The organism is Marinobacterium ramblicola (assembly GCF_019084545.1).
Taxonomy (GTDB): Bacteria; Pseudomonadota; Gammaproteobacteria; order Pseudomonadales; family Balneatricaceae; genus Marinobacterium_D; species Marinobacterium_D ramblicola.
This window is the reverse complement of the sequence record NZ_JAHREP010000010.1, coordinates 62,694-83,280: the sequence shown is the minus strand read 5'-3', so window position 1 is coordinate 83,280 and position 20,587 is coordinate 62,694. Positions and strand designations below refer to the sequence as shown.

Annotated in this window: 15 protein-coding genes; 8 read left to right on the top strand and 7 right to left on the bottom strand. The window is 60.9% G+C overall.

Annotated elements, in window-relative coordinates; genetic code table 11:
* Positions 1-2 precede the first annotated feature (2 nt).
* Positions 3-746, top strand: a complete 744-nt coding sequence (locus KQ940_RS09445) for a hypothetical protein (RefSeq protein ID WP_217413261.1) — start codon at positions 3-5, stop codon at positions 744-746.
* Between the two features lie 91 nt (positions 747-837).
* On the opposite strand, the gene KQ940_RS09440 is transcribed toward KQ940_RS09445, so the two are convergent.
* From KQ940_RS09440 to KQ940_RS09425, 4 genes are all read right to left on the bottom strand, one after another.
* Positions 838-2,193 (bottom strand): DUF1329 domain-containing protein, encoded by a 1,356-nt coding sequence (locus tag KQ940_RS09440; protein ID WP_246589919.1) that lies wholly within the window; start codon positions 2,191-2,193, stop codon positions 838-840.
* A 51-nt stretch (positions 2,194-2,244) separates the two neighbouring features.
* Positions 2,245-4,020: a DUF1302 domain-containing protein gene (locus KQ940_RS09435; RefSeq protein ID WP_217413260.1), complete on the bottom strand. Its 1,776-nt coding sequence runs from the start codon at positions 4,018-4,020 to the stop codon at positions 2,245-2,247.
* Positions 4,021-4,189: 169 nt separating this feature from the next.
* Positions 4,190-5,569: a DUF1329 domain-containing protein gene (locus KQ940_RS09430; RefSeq protein ID WP_217413259.1), complete on the bottom strand. Its 1,380-nt coding sequence runs from the start codon at positions 5,567-5,569 to the stop codon at positions 4,190-4,192.
* A gap of 37 nt (positions 5,570-5,606) precedes the next feature.
* Positions 5,607-7,565: a DUF1302 domain-containing protein gene (locus KQ940_RS09425; protein WP_217413258.1), complete on the bottom strand. Its 1,959-nt coding sequence runs from the start codon at positions 7,563-7,565 to the stop codon at positions 5,607-5,609.
* A 240-nt stretch (positions 7,566-7,805) separates the two neighbouring features.
* Between KQ940_RS09425 and KQ940_RS09420 the strand changes: the two genes are divergently transcribed.
* The 4 genes from KQ940_RS09420 to KQ940_RS09405 all read left to right on the top strand — a co-directional run bounded on the left by KQ940_RS09420 (position 7,806) and on the right by KQ940_RS09405 (position 13,283).
* Positions 7,806-8,864 (top strand): AraC family transcriptional regulator, encoded by a 1,059-nt coding sequence (locus tag KQ940_RS09420; RefSeq protein WP_217413255.1) that lies wholly within the window; start codon positions 7,806-7,808, stop codon positions 8,862-8,864.
* Positions 8,865-9,013: 149 nt separating this feature from the next.
* The gene (locus tag KQ940_RS09415) at positions 9,014-10,099 is read left to right on the top strand and encodes a WD40/YVTN/BNR-like repeat-containing protein (protein ID WP_217413253.1); all 1,086 of its coding nucleotides are present in this window, start codon (positions 9,014-9,016) and stop codon (positions 10,097-10,099) included.
* Entirely contained in the window at positions 10,096-12,465 is a 2,370-nt protein-coding gene (locus KQ940_RS09410) for an efflux RND transporter permease subunit (protein ID WP_217413250.1), read from the top strand. The genes KQ940_RS09415 and KQ940_RS09410 overlap by 4 nt, the downstream gene beginning before the upstream one ends.
* 68 nt (positions 12,466-12,533) lie before the next feature.
* A complete protein-coding gene (locus KQ940_RS09405) occupies positions 12,534-13,283 on the top strand; it encodes an intradiol ring-cleavage dioxygenase (protein WP_217413248.1) in 750 nt (249 codons plus the stop codon).
* Between the two features lie 11 nt (positions 13,284-13,294).
* Here KQ940_RS09405 and KQ940_RS09400 read toward each other — a convergent pair whose 3' ends face one another.
* Complete coding sequence (locus KQ940_RS09400) at positions 13,295-14,644, bottom strand: aminotransferase-like domain-containing protein (protein WP_217413247.1); 1,350 nt, start codon at positions 14,642-14,644, stop codon at positions 13,295-13,297.
* Positions 14,645-14,799: 155 nt separating this feature from the next.
* Here KQ940_RS09400 and KQ940_RS09395 point away from each other — a divergent pair, with 155 nt between their 5' ends.
* The 3 genes from KQ940_RS09395 to KQ940_RS09380 all read left to right on the top strand — a co-directional run bounded on the left by KQ940_RS09395 (position 14,800) and on the right by KQ940_RS09380 (position 17,063).
* Positions 14,800-15,714, top strand: coding sequence for an NAD(P)-dependent oxidoreductase (locus KQ940_RS09395; RefSeq protein ID WP_343222640.1), 915 nt, complete (start codon positions 14,800-14,802; stop codon positions 15,712-15,714).
* A 491-nt stretch (positions 15,715-16,205) separates the two neighbouring features.
* The gene (locus KQ940_RS09385; RefSeq protein ID WP_217413245.1) at positions 16,206-16,655 is read left to right on the top strand and encodes a hypothetical protein; all 450 of its coding nucleotides are present in this window, start codon (positions 16,206-16,208) and stop codon (positions 16,653-16,655) included.
* 141 nt (positions 16,656-16,796) lie between these two features.
* Positions 16,797-17,063, top strand: a complete 267-nt coding sequence (locus tag KQ940_RS09380; protein ID WP_217413244.1) for a DksA/TraR family C4-type zinc finger protein — start codon at positions 16,797-16,799, stop codon at positions 17,061-17,063.
* 47 nt (positions 17,064-17,110) lie between these two features.
* On the opposite strand, the gene fadA is transcribed toward KQ940_RS09380, so the two are convergent.
* Together fadA and fadB are read right to left on the bottom strand one after the other, a co-directional pair.
* Positions 17,111-18,289 carry an acetyl-CoA C-acyltransferase FadA gene (gene fadA, locus KQ940_RS09375; protein ID WP_217413243.1) on the bottom strand — a complete coding sequence of 393 codons (1,179 nt, stop codon included), beginning with the start codon at positions 18,287-18,289 and terminating at the stop codon, positions 17,111-17,113.
* Positions 18,286-20,445 carry a fatty acid oxidation complex subunit alpha FadB gene (gene fadB / locus KQ940_RS09370; RefSeq protein ID WP_217413241.1) on the bottom strand — a complete coding sequence of 720 codons (2,160 nt, stop codon included), beginning with the start codon at positions 20,443-20,445 and terminating at the stop codon, positions 18,286-18,288. The genes fadA and fadB overlap by 4 nt, the downstream gene beginning before the upstream one ends.
* Between the last annotated feature and the right edge of the window lie 142 nt (positions 20,446-20,587).

Here is a 20,587-nt window from a genome sequence, read left to right as displayed (position 1 = left end):
AGATGAAGCGTATAAAACTGATTCTGGCCCTGGTGGCCGTCTGTATGGCGCAGCAGGTGGCGGCGTTTCAGACTAATGAAGAGCGGATCGCGAGCTATGTGAGCCAGCTGGGTGGTAATAACCATGAGCAGCAGCAACAGATGCTTAGCCGTTTGCAATGGTCCGGGCTATCAGATCCGGCGCTGTTCGATGTGATTGAGCAAGGTCTACTGGAGCAGTACCAGGCTGACGATCGCACACTGACTGGACTCATGTCCCACTATGCCCGTGCCCTCGGTTACAGCGGCAATGATAAATACCGTCAGACCTTGGCGCTTGTCAGCGAGCAGGCGAGCGATTCCAAGTTGCGCTCTCATGCCAAGCGGGCACTGTCCGACCTGACCCGGTTTTCCGAGTGGTGGTCGCTGCTGCCGGGCCAACCAACCCCGGAGCCGGGGCAGAGTATCGAAGTGGCAACCTATATGCAGATGCTGAACACCAACAACGTGTTTGTTCAGCGCCTGGCCGCGCGCGCCATCTTTCATGAGCATATCGCCGATGCCGGCCTGTTAAAGCGCTCGGCAGAGCTGATAGAGGAAAAATATCTCGATGGCGGAATGGACGGTGAAACCGAAGACACTATCGCCTGGTTGTGCAAGGCGATTGGACAGAACGCCGCCACTCGCTATCGCGACTTTTTGGCCCAGGTAGCGGAGAAAACCCCGTCACGCAAAATTGCCAAGTACGCAGGCAGCTACGTCCGTTAAAGGCGCCGTTACACCTGCTTACCAAACTGATTGAGGGCAAGCGATAGCTCGCCCTCAATACTGACGGTTGCTCTATCGGAGCGGTTGCGTCTTAATGCCCCAACCGTCTGATCGCCTGCGGCGTGAAATCCTGATAATTGAATCTTGGGCTGAAGTCGTAACCCTGTCCCTCCTCGTTGGTCAGGCCGCTGACCAGGTAGCGGCCTGACTGCAGGTCGTACAGTGTCTCGGCGGCAAACCAGGTCACCAGCACATCGCGGAACGGAAATGCGTGCGCTTCCGCCACGCGCCAGAGTTCTCCACGGCCGTCGTAGTGGTCGCCGATGGCGATCTGCCAGCTGTCCTCATCGATGAAGAACACCCGCTTGCTGTAGATGTGGCGCTCTCCAGCCTTCAACGCTGCTTCCACCTGCCAGACCCGGTGCAGTTCATAGCGGGTATGTTCGGGATTCAGGTGTCCTTTGCTCAGGATATCGCCGTATCTCAGCTTGCGGTCGGCGAGCTTGAAGCTGTTATAGGGGATGTAGAGTTCGCGTTTGCCGATCAGGGTCCAGTCGTAGCGATCGGGAGCGCCATTGAACAGATCCAGGTTGTCGGTGGTACGCAGTCCGTCGGACGCGGTGCCTGGTGCATCGTAGGCGATCTGCGGTGCCCGGCGCACGCGGCGCTGACCGGTGTTGTAGAGCCAGGCCTGGCGAGGCTGTTTCACCTGGTTCAGGGGTTCATGGATCAGCAGCACGTCGCCGGTCAGGCGTGCCGGCGCCAGCACCCGCTGGATAAACAGTGACATCAGGTTGTCGAGCTTCTGAGGCTCGGGGCTGTCCGTCAGGTGCGCGGGCCAGGTGACCTTTTCGTTGAGCTTGACCGGGGTGAACTCGCCGTTGCTCTGTACCGCCGCCTGGATGTAGGTGCGCTCCAGGGCCTCGCCACGATAGTGGGTTAGGTGGTTCCAGACCACCTCCAGTGCGTTTTGCGGAATCGGGAAGGGGAACACCTCGCGGAAGTCGCTGAGCCCGTTGCCGTCGTCGGCCAATTTGGCGTGGGTGGCATTCCAGCGCGCCAGTTCGTACACCCGCTCCGGGTAGGCTGCGGTGCGGTGGCTTGGGTAGACCGGCATGCGGAAGCTGTTCGGGTAGCGCTTGAACATCGCTAACTGGCCGGGGCTCAGCTTGTCCGCATACTGCTGCGCGTTGGCAGCGGTGATAGTGAACAGCGGCTGCTCGTCGGCGAAGGGATCGGCATAGCGGTCACCGTTCGGGCCGAGACCGCCGTCCCAGGCGGGGATGCTGCCGTCGACGTTGCCGGCGCGCTCGGCGCCCAGCGGTGTCAGGCTTCTACCCAGTTCGGCGGCCTGCTCCGCGGATACCGCGGCAAGGGCCGCGCCGGGCAGGAGTGACAGGAGCAGTGCCGACAGCAGGGCGCGGCATGGGGTGGCGGATGGGATCAAAAGTCTGTCTCCTTGCTGGTGTTGGGGCGCGGCTCAGTGCGAAGCATGCGGTCAGAAGGATACCGAGGCGCTGAGCGACAGATGGTCGCGATCGGACAACTCGTTGTAGTCGCCGCCGAAATAGCGGGTGTAGCCCATCTGTAGCTGATACAGGTGTTGGTAATCGGACGTGAGGGTCAGCCCCAATGCTTTCTCGCCCTTGCGGAAGGCTGCGCCCGGCTCCGGCCCGTTGCCGTAGAGGCCGTGCTTGAAGCTGATCTGCGGGGTCAGGCTGGTGCTCTCGATTATATCGGAGTAGGTCAGTGCCGAACGCACCACATAACCGACCGAGTCTGCCGTGACAAAGCCGTTGCTGTCGCCGGCACTGTAGCCCCAGGCTCCGGCACGGCCATATTTGATTGCGTTATCGCCCTCGTCAAGGCCGTGGACATGGGTCCAGCCCAGTTCGCCGACCAGCGAGAGTCGACTTGCACCGAGTACCTGGTGATAGAACTTAATCAGACTGCTTTGTACCTGAGTCACGGCAAAGCGGTCGTAGCCGCTGACCGTGCCGCCTGCACCGGCATCGGCGACGCGTTGGTCGGCCGCTGCATTGCCGATCCCGCCGGAGAACTGGGTCAGTACTGCACCGACCAGCAGTGGACCGTTGATCTGGATCGGCTGGTTGCGTTTGTGCGAGATCTCGCCGGACCAGGCGAGGTCGCCCAGTAGGGTGTTGAAGCTCAGCCCGATCAGATCGATATCCTCGGGGTATTCGATGTAGTAGGTACCGTCGAACACGTTGCCCGAGTCGGTGTTCACGCCGCTGCTGATCGGCAGGCGACTGTGGTAGCGGGCCAGGTAGACGCCGAACTCGGTACCGTTGAGTTGGTCGGCAAAGTAGCGCAGTGCCAGGCCGAACTGCCCGCTGTCGTCCGCTTCACGGTTGCCGTCGGCATGGCGATATACCACCGGATCGAAACCGAGTACAAGGCCGGTGAAGCTGGTATCGAAGTACTGTTCGTCGGTCAAACCCAGCGGAATACGGACGCCGTCGCAGCCTTCGGCGGCAAAGTCGCTGGTGGAGAAGTAGGTACCGCAGCCGTCGATGGCGGTGGGTTCCCACTCCAGTTGATAAAACCCCTCCAGGCTGAGTGCGTCGTTGAGGCCGACGGAGGCGAACAGCTGGTTGGTGGGCAGCAGGGCATCCTTGACCAGGGCGCCGGGGCGGCGGGCCGCGCTGACATCGACCGGGTTGAAACTGTTCAGACCGCCCTGGATGAACGCGCTCTCGCCCCAGTTGACCACCTGACGGCCGAGGCGCAGATCCAGCGGATGTTGCCCCTCGTCACCGAGGTCAAAGCCGGTATAGACAAACGCATCGAGCAGTTCGGCTCCAGAGAATTTAGCGTAATCGTTGAAGCCTTCGTCGCTGAGCTTGCTATCGGGCCGATAACGGTTGGGGATGTTGCCGTGGGAGTGGCTGTCCTGCTCCAGGGCAAAGTCGAACCAGTATTTTCCGCGCAGGAACAATCCCAGGTTGTCGCGCTGCAGCTCCAGTTCATGTACGCCCTTGAGGGTACGGGAGAAGGTGTCACCGCGATCGAAGTTAAGGTTGCCGTCGTCGTAGCTGCCAGAGCCGTTGCCGGTGCCGCCGTTGGGGACCGCAATCAGGTTTGAATCGCGTTTCTCTACGCGCCAACTTGCGCCGGCGGAGATCTGCGAGTCAAAACGCCCCTGGATATCGCCCATTGCGAACTCCAACGCTTCGGCATTGGGCGCCAACAGAGCGCTGAATATCGTGAATACGCCAGTCCCTAGCGACAATCCATACTTCTGTATTGTCATGGCGTTGATCCTGACGCCGGGCACGTACAATCCTGCTCGGCGACGGTTGTTTAGGTTCGAGTGTGCCTAAGCATACCAAGACAATAGTGACAGATGAACGGCATTGTTCCGTAAATGAAACAGATAGTTGTACAGAGGCCGGCAGCCTCATAGGCTGCCGGGATTGGAATCAGCGGCCAAGGCGGCGGATCGCCTGAGGGGTGAAGTCCTTATACGCGAAGCGCTGGCCGAAATCGAAACCCTTACCCTCCTCGTTGGTCAGGCTGCCCACCAGGTAGCGGCCCGACTGCAGGTCGTACAGGGCTTCTGCGGCGATCCAGGGCACCTGGGCATCGCGATAGGGGAAGGCGTGAGCTTCGGCCACCCGCCACAGCTCGCCGCGACCGTCGTAGTGATCGGCGATGGCGATCTGCCAGCTGTCCTCGTCGATGAAGAACACTCGCTTGCTGTAGACATGGCGCTCACCCTGTTTCAGCTTCGCCTCCACCTGCCAGACCCGGTGCAGCTCGTAGCGGGTATGCTCCGGGACCAGGTGACCCTTGCCGAGGATGTCGCTGTATTTCAACTCACGGTCGGCGAGCTTGAAGCTGTTGTAGGGGATATAGAGTTCGCGTTTACCGACCAAGGTCCAGTCGTAGCGGTCGGGAGCGCCGTTGAACATATCCAGGTTATCGGTGGTGCGCAGGCCATCCGAGGCGGTCCCCGGTGCATCGTAGGCGATCTGCGGGGCGCGGCGGACACGGCGCTGACCGGTGTTGTAGGTCCAGGCCTGGCGCGGCTGTTGCACCTGGTTCAGTGTCTCGTGGATCAGCAGCACGTCACCGGTCAGGCGTGCCGGGGCCAGCACCTCTTGCACGAAGAAGGAGAGAATATTGGCGGTTTGGCTGCTGTCGGGAGTGTCCTCGAGGTATTGCGGCCAACTCAGCTTTTCATTGATCTTGACCGGGGTGAAATCACCGTTTGCCTGCACCGGTACCTGCACGAAGGTGCGCTCCAGGGAGCCGCCACGGTAGCGGGTCAGGTGGTTCCACACCACCTCCAGCGCGTTCTGCGGGATCGGGAAGGGGATCGCCTCCTGGAAAGTAGTCAGACCATTGCCGCCGTCAGAAAGCTCGGTGTGGGTGGCGTTCCACTTGACCCGCTCATAAACCGACTCGGGGTAGGCGGCGGTTCTGTGGCTGGGGTAGACCGGCATGCGGAAACTGTCCGGGTAACGCTTGAACATCGCCAGCTGTCCCGGACTTAGCTTGTCCGCATACTGCTGCGCATTGGCGGCGGTGATGGTGAATAGCGGCTGTTCATCGGCGAAGGGATCTGTATAGCGGTCGCCATTCGGTCCCAAACCGCCGTCCCAGGCGGGGATGCTACCGTCGGCATTGCCGGCGCGCTCGGCGCCCAGTGGGGTCAGCGTATTGCCGAGTTCGCTGGCCTTCTGCTCCGAGACGGCTGCAAAACCGAGTGTCGCTGTTAACGACAGGGGGGCTGACAGGGCCAGGGCCAGGGCCAGGGCCAGCGGCGTGATGTGTCGGTGTAGGGAGCGTATGGTCATTATTGTGTCTCCTTGCGCATGGTCATCTCTACGGTGTTTAGAACGACACCGAAGCGCTGAGTGAGAAGTAATCCCGGTCGGCCAGGGCGTTGTAATCGCCACCGAAGTAGGTGGTGTAGCCCATCTGCATCTGGTACCGGTTCTGGTAGTCGGCGGTCAGCGTCAGCCCCAGTGCCTTTTCGTCTTCGCGGAACGCCGCGCCCGGTTCCGGGCCGTTACCCTTGATACCGTGCTTGAGGCTGACCTGGGGGGTCAGATTTACGCCCGCCAGAGCGTTGGGATAGGTCAGGGCCGCGCGGGCCACGTAGCCGAACGAGTCGGCGGTGACGAAGCCCTCGTCGTCGCCGGCGGTGTAGCCCCAGGCACCCGGGCGGCCAAACTTGAGTGCATCGCGGCCTTCGTCGAAGCCGTGGATATGGGTCCAGCCCAGTTCGCCGATCAGCGACAGTCGGCTGGCGCCGAGCACGCGGTCATAGAACTTGACGAAGCTGGTCTGAATCTGGGTGACATCGAAACGCTCGTAACCGCTGACGGTGCCGCCGGGACCGGCATCGGCCACGCGCTGGTCGGCGGCTGAGTTACCGATACCGCCGGAGAACTGGGTCAGGATGGCACCGACCAGCAGCGGGCCGTTGATCTGGATCGGCATGTCGTGTTTGAACGAGACCTCACCGGACCAGGCGATTTCGCCGAGGTTGGTGTTGAAGCTCAGGCCGAGCATCGAGATATCTTCGGGGTATTCGGTGAAATAGGTGCTCTGGAACACGGCCGCGGTGCCGGCGGCTGTGGCGGCCGCGGTGCCGGCAGCCTGGGCGGAGGCCAGTTCCGCAGGTGTCGGCGCCAGTGGGTTGGCGGCGTTGTTGATGATCCATTGCGTTGCTGCCGCAGTGCCGATGGCGCTTAGATCGGCAGTTGTAGTGTCGGTGTTCACGCCGCTGCTGATCGGCAGTCGGCTGTGGTAGCGCGTGGCGTAGAAGCCGAACTCGGTACTGTTCAGACTCTCGGCGAAGTAGCGCAAGGCAATACCGAACTGGCCATCATCCTCCGCCGGGCGGTATCCATCGGCGTTGCGATAGACCACCGGGTCGAAGCCGAGCGCACCGCCGGTGAAAGCGGTATCGAAGTACTGCTGGTCGTTGAGCAGGGCCAGACTGCCGGAGGCGACACGAATGCCGTTACAGCCCTGGGCAGCGAAATCGTTGGTCGAGAAGTAGGTGCCGCAGCCGTCGATGGCGGTGGGTTCCCACTCCAGCTGATAGAACCCCTCGACACTGAGGTTGTAGGTCAGCCCCAGGGAGGCGAACAGCTGATTGGTGGGTAGCAGGGCATCCTTGACCTCGGCACCGGGGCGGCGTATTGCACTGACATCAAGCGGACTGATGCTGTTCAGACCGCCCTGAATGAAGGCGCTCTCCCCCCAGTTGACCACCTGGCGACCCAGGCGCAGATCGAGTGGGTATTGTGCTTCGCTGCCCAGGTCGAAGCTGCCGTACAGGTAGGCGTCGAGCAGTTCGGCGCCGGAGAACCGGGCGTAATCGTTAAAACCCTCGTCGCTCAGTTCGCTATCGGGTGTATAGCCGTTAACGGTATTGCCGTGGGGATGGCTGTCATCCTCTAGTGCGAAATCGAACCAGTACTTGCCGCGCAGGAACAGACCCAGGTTGTCACGGCGAAGATCCAGCTCATGCACCCCCTTGAGGGTGCGGGAGAACATGTCACCCTGTTCGAAGTTCAGGTCGCCATCATCGTAACTGCCCGAGCCTTTGCTGCTGCCGCCGTTGGCTACCGAGATCAGGTCGGCGTCCTGATCCGTGGCCCGCCAACTGGCGCCGGCGGAGAGTTGGGAGTCGAAACGCCCCTCGATCTCGCCAAGCGTGAACTGCAGCGCATGGGCAGTGGGTGAAAGCGCGGCACTGATCATTAATGCCAGTGTCGTAGGACGAACCAGAAAAGGGGTACGGCCAGCAGGCGTATTGGCGCCGTTTTTTATTTCCATTTCGTTCACCAGAGGTTGTTATTTTTATCAGGCTCTGGGGGCGGTCCTGTTTTTGGTTTCTAACTTCCAGAATATAAAGGACTTTTGCTTTTTCAGGGCAATTATGCCTCCCCAGGCTGTAGCCCATATTCCGGATCGGAGGGTAGATTAACAATGACATTCACGTGCAGTTTGACTGACAAAAGCGATCCGTCTGAATTAAATTGAACGCAGAATAACGAGAGTGCAGGGGGAACCAGAATGAACCGGACCGTCACCGTACCGACCGGATATGTCAGGAATCTGTTGCAGCAGGCGCGGACCCAGGGGTTCGATACCGCCGAGCTGCTGCATGCGGTGGGTATCGATCCTCAGGAGATCGAATCCCAGACCGAATTCAGTGCGGAGAGGTTCGGTGCGCTCTACCAGCGCATCATGTATATCGCCCAGGATGAGTATTTCGGCATGCTCAGCGGCGGCAAGGTGCCCAACGGCACCTTTCGCATGATGTGCCACGCGATTATCCACTGTAAGACGCTGGAGAAGGCGATCTACCGGGCCAGTGCGTTTCACGAGATCTGTCGCGGTGCCGAGATCAAACCGGTGTTGGTGCGCAAGGGGCGCTATGCCAAGATCACCTTTGCCGCCACCGATAACGCGGAGTTCGACTTCGATGCCTTTCTGGCCAGTGAGCCGCCCGAGCGGATCCGTACCTCGCTGTCGATGTGGCACCATTTCATCAGTTGGCTGCTCGGTACCCGGATCGAGTTGAAGGCCGCCTATTTCACCTTTGCTCAGCCCGCGGATCTGGAGATCTACCACAAGCTGTTTCAGTCGGAACTCAAATTCGAGCAGCACGAAAATGCCTTCGTTTTTCCCGCCCGCTACCTGGATCAACCGCTGGTACAGACCGAGGAGAGCCTGCGCAACTTCCTCAAGACCGCACCTTTCCAGCTGATCGCCATGGTCAATGATGACCCGTCGTTGAAGTCGCAGGTGGTGGCGCTGATCGGCAAGGATTTCAGTCGCGAGCTGCCCAGTGCCGAGGAGGTGGCCAAGGCACTCAACCTGTCGGTATCGACACTGCGGCGGCGTCTGCTGGAGGAGGAGACCTCCTACCAGGCGATCAAGGATGAGTGTCGTCGGGCGGCCGCACTGCACTATATGACATCGCCGCAGCTGTCGATCAACGATGTGGCCGAACTGATGGGCTTTGACGAGCCTTCTGCATTCTTCCGCTCGTTCAAGCGCTGGACCGGGATGACACCGGGCGAGTACCGCCGCAGCGACGCTTACCAGCAGCATCTGATGCACAACTGACGCCCTACAAGGGGAGGTTGCGGCAGCAGGGTGACGGAAAATGTCAGCGGATCAGCGTTGTTTTGCCATTGCCGTATTTGGCCTCGCTGGCGATGCTTCAGGCATCAGAATATTCTCACCCGATAACGACGATAAAAACCGGGGAATCCATGCGTAAACCCTTTTCTGTTGCTCTGCTCCTGCTCGGACTGACGTTGACGGCCGGTCAAGGCCTGGCCGCTCAGTTCGACCGTTTACAGGCATCTGCCTTAACCTCCGTAAACGCCACCCGCTCCCTGTTGCTGGATATTCAGATTCCGCCGGGCAGCGAGCGACTGGTTGCGGCGGGTGAGCAGGGGACGATTCTTTATTCTGACGATCAGGGCGCCTCCTGGCAGCAGGCGAAGACACCGGTTTCCGTATTGCTGACCGCTTTGAGTTTCAGCGACGCCCAGCTGGGCTGGGCGGTGGGCCATGATGGCACCATCCTGCACAGTCGCGATGGCGGACTCAGCTGGCAGTTGCAGCGTTCGGGGCTGCAGTTGGTCGAACTGCAGCGCGACACCCTGCAGGGGCTGATCGACGCCCCTGCAGACAATATCGACACGCAGCAGCTCGACGATTGGCAGTACCAACTGGAGGACGTGCAGTTCGCGCTTGAGGAGGGCGCCATGCCGGTGCTGCTCGATGTGCTGTTTACCGACAATCAGCATGGCTTTGCACTGGGTTCTTACGGAGCTTTGTTCGAGACCGAGGATGGTGGTGAGCACTGGCAAAGCATCGGTTACCGCCTGCCCAACCCTGACCGCCTGCACCTGAATACGATCCTGCTTAGCCGCAGCGGTCGGTTGCTGATCGCTGGCGAGGCGGGGCTGCTGCTCTATAGCGACGATAGGGGCGAGTTCTGGCAGTGGGCCGAGTCTCCCTACCAGGGCTCGTTGTTCGGTATCAGCGAAAGTGATCGGCTCTACCTGATGGGGCTGCGCGGTCACCTGTTCAGCTCCGACGACGGCATCCAGTGGCAGGCGCAAGCGGTGCCTGGCGATGCCACGCTGAACAGCGGCATCGACTATCACGGGCGGCTTTACGTGCTCGGCCAGAGCGGCCTGTTGCTGGCGCAAAAAGGCGAGGGGTTCTCCGCGCTTGCTGTACCCAATCGGCGCAGCTTTACCGCCGCTGTCGCGCTGCACGACCGGCTCTGGCTGGTCGGCGAGGGAGGGCTGAGCCAGATCGAACTGAAGGGAGGTGCGCAATGAGCCGCCTGGACAGTGCACTGCTGGCGCCGATCAAGGCCAGCGAACGTCTGCTTGAGCGCCTGCTGTTCGGCTTCCGCCTTCCGATAGCGCTACTATTCCTGTTGGTGACACTGCTGCTGGGGTGGCAAGCGGTACAGATCCGCCCCGACGCCAGCTTCGTCAAGATGATCCCCACCTCGCACCCTTGGGTCGCCAACTATCTGCAGTACCGTGACGACCTGGCAGGTCTCGGCAACAGCATCCGCGTGGTGGTGGCGCCGAGCGAGGGGGATATCCTGCAGGCCGATTTTCAGCAGACGCTGAAGGAGATCACCGACGAACTGTTCTTCATCCACGGTGTTGATCGCTCGGCGCTGCAGTCGATCTGGACCCCGAACGTGCGCTGGACCGAGGTCACCGAGGAGGGCTTCGTCGGTGGCCCGGTGATCCCCGAGGGCTACGATGGCTCGCCGCAAAAGCTGGAGCAGCTGAGGGTCAATATCCTGCGCTCCGGGCAGGTCGGCCGCCTGGTGGCCAACGATTTCGGCTCGGCGCTGATCCAGGTGCCGCTGTTCGACCGTGATCCGGAAACCGGCAACAGGCTCGACTACCAGCAGTTCTCGCAGCAGCTCGAAACGCTGGTACGCGACAAGTACAGCTCCGACCAAGTCAGCATCCATATCACCGGCTTCGCCAAGGTGGTCGGTGACCTGATCGACGGTGCCGTGCAGGTGGCGCTGTTCTTCGGTATTGCGCTGCTGGTGACGATGGTGCTGCTCTATCTGTACTCGCATAGCCTGACCGGCACGCTGATACCGCTGCTCTGCTCGGTGGTGGCGGTGGTCTGGCAGCTCGGCCTGCTGCATCTGCTCGGCTACGGTCTCGACCCCTACTCGATGCTGGTGCCCTTTCTGGTGTTTGCCATCGGTGTCAGCCACGGCGTACAGGTGGTCAACAATGTCAGAATCGAGGCGGCAGCCGGTGCCAATAAATTTGATGCCGCGCGGCTGGCGTTCCGCACTATCTATATCGCCGGGCTCACGGCACTGCTCTCCGACGGCCTCGGCTTCGTTACGTTGATGGTGATCGATATCCAGGTAATTCAGGATCTGGCGGTGGCCGCAGCTCTCGGCGTCATGGTGATTGTGCTGACCAACCTGCTGCTGTTGCCGCTGCTGATCTCCTGGACCGGTGTCGGTGCGCGAGCGATCCACAAGGCGCGTCATGGCAAGGAGCACAGTGTCGTGGTCTGGCGGGCTCTGACCCGCTTTGCCCGTCCACGCGGTGCGCTTATCGCTGTCATCGTTGCGCTGATGCTGACCTGGATCGGTGTGCAGGCCGGTCAGTCGTTGAAGATCGGCGATCTCAGCGCCGGTGCTCCAGAGCTGCGTGCGCACTCGCGCTACAACCTGGATAACGCCTACATCACCTCACACTATGCCAACTCCAGCGACGTGTTTGTGGTGATGGTGAAAACCGCCAGCGAACAGTGCAGCAGTTTCCAGACCCTGCAACTGGTGGACCGGTTCCAGTTCTATCTCGGCAATACGCCCGGGGTGCAGAGCAGCATCTCGCTGGTGGATGTGGCCGAGCGTGTTACCGCGGGTCTGAACGAGGGCAACCTGAAGTGGCGCAGTGTCAGCCGCAATCAGTACGTGATCAACTCCTCGTTACGCTACGTACCCCAGGGGTTGATGAATGACGACTGCTCGCTGATGCCGGTAATTGTCTTCCTCGCGGACCACCGGGCCGAGACGCTGGCCGGTCTCACCGCCGCCGTCGATACCTTTGCCGAGCAGCACAACAGCGACCGCATCCAGTTCCTGATGGCGGCGGGTAACGCCGGTTTTGAGGCCGCCACCAATGAGGTGATCGCCGGGGCGCAGTACAAGATGCTGTTCTGGGTCTACGCCGTGGTCAGCCTGCTCTGCCTGCTCACCTTCCGTTCGATCAAGACGGTGGTCTGCATCATCGCACCGCTGGCGCTGACCTCGCTGCTGTGTCAGGCGCTGATGGCGCAGCTCGGTATCGGCGTCAAGGTGGCGACGCTTCCGGTGATTGCGCTCGGCGTCGGTATCGGGGTGGATTACGGCATCTACATCTATTCGCGGCTCAACACCTTGCTACAGCAGGGGATGGATCTGCCGACCGCTTACTTCGAAACCCTGCGCAGCACCGGCAAGTCGGTGGCATTCACCGGTCTGACCCTGGCCATCGGCGTGGTGCTCTGGGTGTTCTCGCCGATCCGCTTCCAGGCCGATATGGGGCTGCTGCTCACCTTCATGTTCCTGTGGAACATGCTCGGCGCGCTGATCCTGCTACCGGCGCTGACCTGCCTGCTCAATCCGGTGCGGAAGTCCGAAAAGGTGAAGCAGACGACGTTGTAGGCTCGTCCGGCTGCTAGTCTCTATAGTGTGAGGCGGTAAGCTGTACAACCTAACCGGGAGGCGTGAGGGTGAAAAAGGATTCGACGAAGGGCGCCGGCGGGGTGCTCAGTCTCAGCCGGCGTAAGCTGCTGGGCTTGATGGGGGCCTTATCCACTGCACCCTTCGTCGGGGGCGTGCGTGCGCAGTCACCGACCGGGAAAGACGGCACGTCGGCTCAATGCGTGGTGAGACCACAACAGACAGAGGGCCCCTATTTCCGCGACGAGAGGCTTGACCGTAGCGATATCCGCTCCGATCCGTCCGACGGCGCGATCAAACCGGGTGTGCCGTTGCGGTTGGAGTTTCACGTCTCCCTGATCGAGGACAGCGCCTGTACGCCGCTCGACGGCGCCGTGGTGGATCTCTGGCAATGCGATGCACAGGGCGTCTATTCCGACGTGCGCGATATCAACGGCCGGTTCGACACCCGTGGCCAACGCTTCCTGCGCGGCTATCAGAGCACCGATGCCGACGGTATTGCCCGCTTCCTGACGATCTACCCCGGCTGGTATCCCGGGCGCACCGTGCATATTCACTTCAAGATCCGCACCGATCCCCAATCCCAGCAGGGCCTTGAGTTCACCTCGCAGCTCTACTTCGACGACGCCGTCACCGACCGGGTTCACGCACAGCCACCCTACGCCGACATGGGGCCGCGCACCGTGCGTAACGACCGCGACGGTATCTTTCGACGCGGCGGTAGCCACCTGATGATGCAGCTGACCCGGGATGAACCGGGCTACGTGGGGCGGTTTGATATCGGGCTTTGGAAGTCGTAGCTTGGATTTCCCTAACCGGTCGGTCCGCTGCCGCTCTCCTGTTCCAGCAGGTTGGCCAGTGCCTTCAAGCCCCGCTCCAGCTCGGACTCGTCGCTGATGGCGATCAGCGACAAGCGAACCGATTTCGTCTCGTCTGCGCAGGTGTTGAAATAGGCGCCGCTGCTGACCAGCATTCCCCGCTCCCTGGCGGTGAGTGCGAACTGATCCGCCTGCCAGTCGCCGGGCAGTTGCAGCCACAGGTGGTAGCTGGTGTCCTGAGCGCAGTACGACTGTCCGCCCAGAATCCTGCGAGCCAGACGCTGTCGGCGGCGGGCGATCTCCCGCTGCTTTCGTGCCATCTCAAATGCCTGGTTCGATTCGATCAGGTTGCCGGCTACCTCGAACATCAGCGGTGGTGGCAGCCAGACGGTGGCACGGATATAGGCGGCCAGCTTCTCCACCTGGCTCTGTGGCGCCTTCAAGTAACCGCAGCGCAGGCCGGGGCTCACCGCCTTGGACAGACTGCTGATGCAGAAGCTTTTCTCCGGTAGCAGGTTGGTGATCGCCTGGTTCGCCGACGTGTTCAGAAATGCGTAGATGTCGTCCTCCACCAGCCACAGCGGATAGCGTTGAATCACTTCGGCCAACTGCTCCCGCCGCTGCTGCGACAGCGTGATTGTGGTCGGATTCTGGTGCGAGGGGATTAGTATGACCAGGGCTGGCTTGTGGCGACGGCAGGTCTCCGTCAGCGCGTCCGGGATCATCCCCTGGTCATCCATGGCCACACCGACCACCTGTCGCCCCAGAAAGCTTGCGATGGAGAGAATGCCGGGGTAGGTCCACCGGTCGACTGCGATGCAATCGCCCGGTTCGGTATAGAGTTCGATCAGAATCGACAGCGCGTGTTGCGCGCCGTTGGTCAGCAGTATCTGTTCGGGCGCGCGCGTCTGCACACCGTAGTGCTGCATCCACTGCATGCCCGCGGCCCGGTGTTCGATCAGGCCGGAATCTTCCGTGTAACCGTAAAAAGTCGGGTTGGTCAGTGAGGAAAAACTCTGCTGTAGCTGCTCATGTAGCGCTTCTACATGCTCGGCATAGCAGGGCTGCAGGATGGAAAAATTCCACTCCCGATCGTCCGGTCGGGAGTGGATCGCCCGTTTCAGTCCGGTTCTCACCTTGACGAAACTGCCGCGCCCGACGAAGGATTCGATACGTCCCTTTTCCGTCAGCAGCTTATACGCCTTCGCGATGGTCATCGGCGTGGTGCCGAACTCGTCCGCCAGCGCGCGATGGGTAGGTAATTTGTCACCCTCGGCGTAATGACCGATGTCAATCTGTGACTCAATGCTGCGAGCGATCTCGATGTACTTGGCTTCGCTCATATCCTTGTTTCCAACCCTGAAGTGGCCTTCGATTCTAATCGAGCGGCGCGTTTAACTCTATCCGTCTCGGATCCAAGGGATATTAACAGTCGTATTAACATATGTCATTTTAAATAAATAACCTATATCAATATTCGATTGTATGACCATAAGAGATGGCAAAGGAGAGCGTAGCGATGACGAAACCGAAGACAGCCTTTATCGGTCTGGGCGTGATGGGCTATCCGATGGCGGGGCATCTGGCCCGTAACGGATACCCGGTGAGCGTGTACAACCGCACTCGGGCTAAAGCGGATAAGTGGGCGGCCGAATTCGAAGGCCGGGCCGCTGCGACACCGCGGCAGGCGGCAGATGATGCGGATATCGTGTTTGTCTGCGTCGGCAACGACGATGATGTGCGCAGTGTGATCTACGGTGACGACGGCGTACTGGCGGGGATGAAGCCCGGTGCGGTGCTGGTCGATCACACCACCAACTCGGCCCATCTGGCGATCGAACTGGCCGCAGCCTGCAAACAGGCGCAGGTCGCCTTTATCGACGCGCCGGTATCGGGCGGCCAGGCCGGTGCGGAGAACGGCTGTCTCACCGTCATGTGCGGTGGCGAGGAGGCGGTATTCCAGCGGATCGAGCCGGTGATGCGTAGCTACTCGCGGCAGGTGCAGTTGATGGGAGAGTGCGGACAGGGCCAGCGCTGCAAGATGGTGAACCAGATCTGTATCGCCGGTGTGCTGCAGGGGCTGAGCGAAGCGCTGTTGCTGGCACAACAGGCGGGACTGCCGGTGGACAGGGTGGTCGATACCCTGCAGCACGGTGCGGCAGGCTCCTGGCAGATGGTCAATCGTATGGAAACGATGGCAAGGGGGGAGTTCGATTTCGGTTTTGCAATCGACTGGATGCGCAAGGATCTGGGGATCTGTATGGAGGCGGCTGCTGCTTACGGGTTACGCCTGCCGATGACCGAGGCGGTGGATCGGCGCTACGAACTGATGCAGCAACAGGGGCTGGGACGGATGGATACGTCGGTGCTGGTAAAAGCGTTGAAGACCGACGCGACCGACATGTCGGCATAACATACAGTGCCCTGCGTATGCGGGGCTTGCAGCCTTACTTCAGCACCAGCTCGACGCGGATGTTGCCGCAGGTGGCGTTGGAATAGGGGCAACTGGATCTTGTCCTGGCCTGCGACGAACTTCATCGCGCCGATAAAGCAGGTGGAGTAAGCGGAGGCGAACAGCGGCTCCGGGTTGGTGCCTTCACCGGCGGCTCCGCTAAGCTATTTCGGGGGGGGCTCAGTTTGATGTTCGGGCGCTCGTCGGAAGCGATGGAGCGGCCTTCGCGGCCATCGGTGGAGGTTGCTCGTGCGGCGTACCTTTACAAAGCCGTCTCAGGTTTCACATGTTGTTGAGTTGGCAGGCGACCCAGGCCTGGGGCTGGCTTTTGCGTTGTGGCAGCTGCTGATCTAGGTGTGAAAGCGCGGTTCAGGCCATCTGATAAGCGCTGTTGGGGCTTCGGTATTTAGCCTAGACTGGGGCTGATCATCGGAACCAGCAGAAGGTTTTGCATGGACAGGGATTGGATAGCAGAGGCCAAGCGCGTATTCGCGGTCGAAAAGCCTGAGCATTTCACAAATTACCGGCACTGTTGTGAATGTGCCGAGCATGACAAGACGCTGCTTGCACACACTCTGGACAGTATCGGACTGGAACAGCTGGGCAGCCCGGCTTGGGATCCCCTCTGTTTCTGCGCCGCCGAGGGTTTGAAGTACTGCCTGCCGGCGATGGTCAGGCTAAGCCTGGAGACCATCGCGGACGAGTGCTATTTCGAGCAGATGCTGTTCCATCTGACCTATGGCTGGCGCGATAATCGGCTGCTGACAATCTGTTCCGTTGCACAGAGAATCTTTGTCGCAGAGTTCCTTTACCATATGGTCCTGAACTTCCCCTCTGAGCTGGATTATAGCGTTACGGCCGACAATGCTCTGAGCGCTTATGAGTTGTGGCAGCAGGCCTAGTATCCCTCAGGTTGGTAAATGGTGCACAGATGTGTCTTGTCAGGCGCATGCGATGCGCTTTTCCGATGTCGCGTTCAGCTATGCAGTTGCCTCTTGAAAGTCGTACATTGAGTATGAATAGAGGCAGGTCGAGGGCAATAGATGGCAAGTGGCTGGGCGCAAGATGGCGCAGTACAGGATCAGATCGATGCAACGGTGGAGTCCGCCGTGCAGCGGGCGCAGAGCCGCATCCCCAAGGGTGAGAGCCTGACCCATTGCGAGGAGTGCGATGCGCCTATCCCGGAGAAGCGGCGAGTGGCGATTCCGGGTGTGCGCCTGTGCATACAATGCCAGTCCGAGCTCGAGAAAAGCGAAAAGGATGATGCGCTCTATAACCGGCGTGGGAGCAAAGATAGTCAGTTGAGGTAGGGGTACTTGCCGATTCTGCAGGCAGGTACCCCGGTTTCCAGACGGGATCAGTTCAACCGCTCGAACACCGTTGCAATGCCCTGGCCCATGCCGATACACATGGTGGCCAGACCCAGCGTGGCGTTCTGCTGCTCCATCACGTTGATCAGCGTGGTGGAGATGCGGGTGCCGGAGCAGCCCAGAGGATGGCCCAGAGCGATGGCGCCGCCATTGAGGTTGACCTTGGTATCCAGCTCGTCGAGCAGGCGCAGTCCCTTGAGTACCGAGATCGCCTGGGCGGCGAACGCCTCGTTCAGCTCAACGATATCCAGATCCGCCGTGGTCAGTCCGGCGCGTTGCAACGCTTTCTGCGATGCCGGCACCGGGCCATAGCCCATGATGGATGGATCACAGCCGGCCACCGCCATGCTCAGTATTCGGGCGCGCGGCGTGACCCCCAGTTCGGCGGCGCGGGCCGCGGACATCACCAGCATCGCAGAGGCGCCATCGGAGATCGCCGAGGAGGTGCCGGCGGTGACGGTGCCCACCTTGGGCACGAATACCGGCTTCAGCGTGGCCAGAGTCTCCACCGTGGTTTCCGGACGGATCACCTCATCCTGCTCGACCAGTGTCTTGAAACCGCGTTCGTCGTGGCCCTCGATCGGCAGGATCTCGTTGCCCCAGCGGCCGTCGATCTGTGCCTGGTAGGCGAGCTGATGCGAGCGGGCACCGAAGGCATCCTGATCCTCGCGGGAGACCATGTTCATGCGACCGAGCATCTCGGCGGTCAGGCCCATCATCATTGATGCCTTGGCCACCTGCTTGGACAATGCCGGGTTGATATCCACACCGTGATCCATCGCCACATGGCCCATATGCTCGACACCGCCGACGATGAAGATATCGCCGTTGCCGGTCTGGATCGCCTGGGCGGCGGTGTGCAGTGCCGACATCGACGAGCCGCACAGGCGGTTGACGGTCTGGCCGGCCACGCTGTGCGGCAGACCGGCCAGCAGCGAGGCGTTACGGGCGATGTTGAAGCCCTGCTCCAGGGTCTGGTTAACGCAGCCCCAAATCACATCCTCGATGGCGTTCGGGTCGACCTGCGGGTTGCGTGCCAGCAGGCCGCGGATGGTGGCGGCGGAGAGTTCTTCGGCGCGAACATTGCGGAAGCAACCACCCTTAGAGCGTCCCATCGGGGTACGCAGGCCATCGACGATGACCACATCTGTAGGTTTCAGGCTCATGCTCTGCTCTCCTTTCCGAAATATTTCTGGCCGGCAGCGGCCATCTCGCGCATCTTGTCGGTGGGCTGGTACAGCTTACCCAGGTCGCTGAACCTGTCGGCCAGCCGGCAGAACACATCCAGCCCCATCTGGTCGATGTAGTACAGCGCACCGCCGCGGAACGGCGGGAAACCGATGCCGTAGACCAGGGCCATATCCGCCTCGGCGGCGGAGCCGACGATCCCCTCTTCGAGGCAGCGCACGGTTTCGATGCAGAGCGGGATCATCATGCGGGCGATGATCTCCTCGTCGCCGAACTCACGTGCAGAACCGACACTGCCCTCGAGCAGCTTCGGCAGCTCCTCGTCGACCAGCTTCTTCGGCTTGCCCTTGCGGTCCAGCTCGTAGCGATAGAAGCCCAGGCCGTTTTTCTGGCCCAGACGCTTGAGGCTGTACAGCCGCTCGATGGCGGTTTCGCCCTCATGGGACATGCGGTCCGGGAAGCCCGCGGCCATAACACCGTCGGCGTGGCATGCGGTATCTATGCCGACCACGTCGAGCAGGTAGGCCGGACCCATCGGCCAGCCGAAACCTTCCATCACCTTATCTATCTGTAGGTAGTTGGCGCCGTCGCGCAGCAAAGCGGAGAAACCGGCGAAATAGGGGAAGAGCACGCGGTTGACCAGGAAGCCTGGACAGTCGTTAACCACGATCGGTGTCTTGCCCAGTGCCTTGGCGTAGGCGACGGTGCGCGCCACCGCTTCAGCGGAGGTTTTCTTGCCGCGGATCACTTCGACCAGCGGCATCCGGTGTACCGGGTTGAAGAAGTGCATGCCGCAGAAGTTTTCCGGGTGTTTCAATGCCGTGGCCAACTCGGTGATCGAGATGGTGGAGGTGTTGGAGGCGAGGATCGCGCCCTCCGGCAGCTGGGCTTCCACCTCGGCCAGCACGCTCTTCTTCACTTTGGGGTTCTCGACCACCGCCTCGACCACCAGGTCCACGTTGCCGAAGTCGCCGTAGCTCAGCGTAGGACGGATATGGCCCAGTGCCTTGGCCATCTTCGGCGCATCGATCTTGCCGCGCTCCAGCTGCTTGTTGAGCAGTTTGGCGGCTTCGTCCAGACCCAGTTGCAGGGCATCTTCGTTGATATCCTTCATCAGGATCGGTGTGCCGCGAGAGGCGCTCTGGTAGGCGATACCGCCACCCATGATACCGGCGCCGAGCACTGCGGCCTGTTTGACCGGGGCTGTGTCGGCTTCGTACTTCTTGCCGACCTTCTTGACCAGCTGATCCTTCAGGAACAGCCCGACCAGCGCCGGGGTCACCTCGTTGGTGGCCAGCTTTGCGAAGCCTTTCGCTTCGATCACCAGAGCATCGTCCAGCTCCTTGGTGGCATGGCTCTGCATGGTCTTGATCGCCGCCATCGGCGCAGGGTAGTGGGGACCGGCCTTGGCACCGATAACACCCTTGGCCGATTCGAACGCCATCATCATCTCGATCTGGTTCAGCTTGATCGGGCTGCGTTTCTCGGTCCGTCGAGCCAGGTAGTCGAACTTGCCGGCGATGCAGCCGCGCAGCAGCTCCAGCGCGGCATCGCGCAGCTGCTCAGGGGCGACCACGGCATCCACCGCGCCATCCTTCAGCGCCTTGTCGGCCCGGTTCTCGGCACCACCGCAGATCCACTCGTTGGCGTTATCCACACCGATCAGCCGCGGCAGGCGTACGGTGCCGCCCCAACCCGGGTAGATCCCCAGCTTCACCTCCGGCAGACCCACCTTGGCGCCTGCGGTCAGCACCCGGTAGTCGCAGGTCAGACAGATCTCGAAACCGCCGCCGAGGGCCAGGCCGTTGATCGCGGCAACGGTGGGGAAGGGCAGCTCCTCAATGCTGGAGAACAGCGCGTTGATCTGCGAAAGACCCTCGACGATCGCCGCTTCGCCGGCCGCAAACATCCCCATGAATTCGGTGATATCGGCACCGACGATAAAGCTATCCTTGGTGCTGGTGATCATCAGGCCGCGAACATCGGCGGTGGCCTTGAGGGCGGTGACCGCCTCCTGCAGCTCGGCCAGGGTGGCCCGGTTCAGCGTGTTGACGGAGTGCTCGCTGGCGAACACCAGCTCGTAGATCCCCTCATCAACCGCTGCAACGTGAATCGTTTTTCCTTCCATCAACATGGTCAGGCTCCGTAGCAGTGTTGGGCGACGATGGATGACGTCACCCGTTTCTTGTTGTGCATGGTGTTCTAAGTCTAGGGCAGGGATGAAAATCGACAATGACAGGATTCGCCAAGCTATCTGACGTTATCGGTCAGTGCCG